The organism is Acinetobacter lwoffii (assembly GCF_024129715.1).
Lineage (GTDB): Bacteria > Pseudomonadota > Gammaproteobacteria > Pseudomonadales > Moraxellaceae > Acinetobacter > Acinetobacter lwoffii_U.
In genome coordinates, this window is record NZ_JAMXXM010000052.1 from 1 (window position 1) to 3,829 (window position 3,829).

General features: G+C 39.1%; 3 protein-coding genes and 5 pseudogenes. 7 read left to right on the forward strand and 1 reads right to left on the reverse strand.

Annotation, left to right across the window (positions count from 1 at the left end; translation table 11 throughout):
• Positions 1 to 179 precede the first annotated feature (179 nt).
• From NI462_RS14755 to NI462_RS14780, 7 genes and pseudogenes are all read left to right on the forward strand, one after another.
• Positions 180 to 455 (forward strand): annotated as a pseudogene (locus tag NI462_RS14755) (helix-turn-helix domain-containing protein); the annotation flags it as partial.
• Positions 449 to 813: pseudogene (locus NI462_RS14760) on the forward strand (IS3 family transposase); the annotation flags it as partial. The pseudogenes NI462_RS14755 and NI462_RS14760, both read left to right, overlap by 7 nt.
• 197 nt (positions 814 to 1,010) lie before the next feature.
• Entirely contained in the window at positions 1,011 to 1,472 is a 462-nt protein-coding gene (locus tag NI462_RS14765; protein ID WP_004647839.1) for a DIP1984 family protein, read from the forward strand.
• A 546-nt stretch (positions 1,473 to 2,018) separates the two neighbouring features.
• Positions 2,019 to 2,219 (forward strand): transposase, encoded by a 201-nt coding sequence (locus tag NI462_RS14770; RefSeq protein WP_004647840.1) that lies wholly within the window; start codon positions 2,019 to 2,021, stop codon positions 2,217 to 2,219.
• Between the two features lie 37 nt (positions 2,220 to 2,256).
• Entirely contained in the window at positions 2,257 to 2,445 is a 189-nt protein-coding gene (locus NI462_RS14775) for a hypothetical protein (protein WP_016807214.1), read from the forward strand.
• Between the two features lie 65 nt (positions 2,446 to 2,510).
• Positions 2,511 to 2,686 (forward strand): annotated as a pseudogene (tnpB, locus tag NI462_RS15185) (IS66 family insertion sequence element accessory protein TnpB); the annotation flags it as partial.
• A 153-nt stretch (positions 2,687 to 2,839) separates the two neighbouring features.
• A pseudogene (locus NI462_RS14780) lies at positions 2,840 to 3,226 on the forward strand (IS66 family transposase); the annotation flags it as partial.
• Here the strand turns inward: NI462_RS14780 and NI462_RS14785 are convergent.
• Positions 3,222 to 3,408: pseudogene (locus NI462_RS14785) on the reverse strand (transposase); the annotation flags it as partial. The pseudogenes NI462_RS14780 and NI462_RS14785 overlap by 5 nt on opposite strands.
• Between the last annotated feature and the right edge of the window lie 421 nt (positions 3,409 to 3,829).

Below are 3,829 nucleotides of genomic sequence, written 5' to 3' on the forward strand. Positions count from 1 at the left end.
AAGAAAGTTAAATCCTGTGCTTGACTCTTGTGGTTAAAAACAGGACATTTTAAATGGTTTATCGCATAGACATTTTAATTGGTGAATAACATGAAATGTAACTCCAAAATAGAAATGTCCGCTTTTAGAATGTGCACTTTTGCAATTTCCTTAGCGGACGGTTTGATATGTTGGTGTCTATGTCGGATAAAGAACTTAAACGATTGTCGGTCTTGCAGGAAATCTGCGATCAACGCATAACTCAATCCCAGGCTGCTCAGCTACTTCATATTTCAGAATGTCAGGTCAGACGCTTACTGCAGAAATACAAAGTTCAAGGTCCAGCTGTATTAGCCCATACGGGTCGTGGCCAAACCAGCAATTCCAGGCTTTCTGAAGAACTCAGACTCAAGTGCCTCAATATTGTTTCTGATCAACTGCATGGTTTCGGACCAACCTTGGCGCATGAAAAGCTTATTCAACAGGAGTTATGGTTCATTCTGACCAAGGCAGTCAGTACTGTAGTCGTGCTTTTAGAGCGCTATTATTGACGAATAACTTTATTCAAAGTATGTCAGGCAGTCTTGCGCAGTACACTGCTCATGTTGGGACAATGCAGTGACTGAAAGCTTCTTTCATACATTGAAAGGTCATGTAATCCATGGCAGTGTGTTTGCCACTCGAAAAGAAGCGGATGCTGTCCTGTTCGACTATATCGAGATTTATTACAATCGAATCAGAATACATTCTGCAAATGGCTGGTTAAGTCCTGAAGCCTTTGAACAAAAATATTGTAAGAATTTAGAGGGATCGAATGTCCATAATACTGTCTAGGATCAGATAAAGGATTCTGCATCTGAAAAAAAGGCCTTTAGCTTAATTCTGAGCTTCGACTAATGACAAAATATAAGACTTCTACCTCTGAAAATTGTAAAAAATCAATTTTTTTGATCTTTAAAGAATGAGGATATAGTATTTGTAAAATTACTTAGCTGTTTAAAACTTAATTCTAATTGGTTAATAGGTGAAAAATGAAATTAGCAGAAGCTCTCTTACTTCGAAGTGATCAACAAAAAAAAATTATTTCACTAAAACAACGTATCAATGCAAATGTATTGGTACAAGATGGTGATAAACCATCTGAAGATCCAAATGAACTATTGAAACAAGTATTTTCTTTAATTCAAGAATTTCAAAAATTAAGTTATGCAATTCATGAAACTAATGCTTTAACAAAATTAAATGATGGTCGTTCTCTACTTGCTTTATTGACTTTGCGTGATGAATTTGTAGAACAGCACAAAACCCTAACTGCAGCAATAAGTAATACATCTCGTGAATCTGATCGTTATAGTACGCGGGAAATAAAGTGGCATAAAGTTATTCCAGTTTCATCATTACAAAAACAAGCTGATGATATTAGTCTTAAATTACGTGATTTAAATGTGTTAATTCAGTCGAATAATTGGAAAATTGATTTGATTGAAGCCTAATAGTCCTTTAGATATAATCAAGTTGAACATACTGGGCGAGTACAAGATCCCTTACTTCCACAACATAGGATTGTAAATAAAGTGTAGTGGCTTGCAAAGCAAGTGGATAAGCTTAAAATTTTAAGTACAAATCAATCCATCACTTGGCATAACTCAAATCTTTGTGCGAACAAAGTTACACGTTACTTATAACTACCATGTACTGACAGTATGTTCACCTCAATTACTAAAAATAAAGAAATGAGCAAGCATCAGCTCAACTACATTTCTATTTTTAATTCGGTTCGGCTTTGTTACATAACGAGCTGAAAAACAGATTTTGAAAACAGCAGATTCAAATCACAAGTGCGACACATTTGTAGTTAGTTGAAAAATTTAGGTGTATTCGTAGAATCATTAGACTTTTTCAACTCGCAATTGGAAAGCACGCAATGAAGAAATACACCCAACTCTCTCAAGATGAAAGTAAGCGTCCGCTGAGCCCCACTTTTTCTCACTCATGAATACCACGATAGTGTCCACTAAATTTTAAGTGGACACCTATTTATGGATTTAAAGACAGTTATAGACAGCACACCAATGCTAAAAAAGCCCCGTCGAACCTTCACGGCTGAATTTAAACATCAACTTATTCAGCAATGCCAGCAGCCAGATACATCAGTGGCTAAGGTCGCAATGCAACATCAGATCAATGCCAATCTGTTGCATAAATGGATTCGTCAGTCCAGATCAATGCCCCTGCATTAACACCCCCTCCATTCCACAGACTGACTTTCTTCCGGTCATGCTTCACCCGACTCCAGTCAAACAAGACGCACCTCCGCCACCTGTGCCGGAGAAGAATGCTGTCGCTCATATCAGGATTCCATTGCATAAGGAACAAAGTTCCGCAAGGGATCAGATGATCGAGATCGACTGGCCAGTGGAGTCAGTAACTGAATTACTGTTGCTGATCCAGGGTTTGACTCAATGATCCGTATTGATGAAATCTGGTTGTCTACCCAGCCCATGGACATGCGTGCGGGTATGGATACTGCCATGGCTAAGGTGTTGAGAGCCTTTGGCTCGATCAAACCGCATTGCGCTTACCTGTTCTGTAATAAACGTGGCCATCGCATGAAAGTGCTGGTGCATGATGGACGGGGATCTGGCTGTGTGCCCGGCGGCTGGAACAGGGAAAATTCCACTGGGCGCAGGTTCACCAGGGTGAAAGCATGGCGATCAGTCTGGAACAGTTACAGTCACTGATCCAGGGTTTGCCTTGGCAGCGCATTGGTGGTGACGATGCTCTAAACCAGCTTGGTACATTCTGCTATTCTCCAAACGTTCTATTTCCTCTGCGTCATGACCTCAGGCATACTGCGGTCATTAAAATGCTGCCTGACTTAAGCCAACTGACCCATGAACAACTGCTGGAATTTACCAGACAGCTAGCGCTGCAGCATCAACAACTCGCAGAAGATAAACAACAATTAGATACCAAAGTTCAGCATCTTGAAGTATCAAATCAGCAATTGGATGCCAAAGTTCAACATCTTGAAGCATGCAACCAACATCTCTCTGTTCTCACTCAAAAATACGAGCATGAACTTGCGCTATTTAAACAGTATAAATTCGGTAGTAAAAATGAACATCTCACCGCAAAACAAATCCACCTATGGGACGAAGCGGTTGAAGAAGATATTGCTGCGGTTGACCTGGAACTGGAACGACTGAATGCAGATAAAATGAATACAGCTGCGCAGAAAAGCGAGTATGCACGACTCTAAAATCACCAAAGCGTTCGAATAAGTCTCGCCACGGGATACCTGAACGATAGCGCTTCAACAAATAGTCGGTTATCTTTGGCCGTTACTCCAACAGTACCCATTCGTCCAGGTAACAGATCTTTAACCTGTTCCCACTGATCATCTTTTAATGCATAGCGTTTAGTCATGAAAAAATTATGAGGACCGGTAAGATTTTCTCAAGCTAATTGATGACACGCCCTAAGAATAAAAAAATATTTATAAAAATAGACGTCTTGCGTTAGTCAAAATTTAAAATTTAAACAGCCAAAAGCTACATATTATAAGGTTTTAGCCAATTCAAAAATTAGGTAAAACGATACTTTCGCAAGAGGTCTAATCTATATTTTTTAGATTTAGCTATACAGAATTTATCATTCTGTATAGCATAGACTTTATACTCTATTAGTATCTAGAGTATAGTAAGAGTCAGACTGCTTAGCTAAAAGTTCAATAAACTGCGGAATTGCACTTGCACTTTGAACCGTACCGGGTTTGTCGGAGACTTTTTTATTTAAGTTAGGCCACCTGACCTAACGGGTTAATCTTATCATAGTACATTGCTTCAAA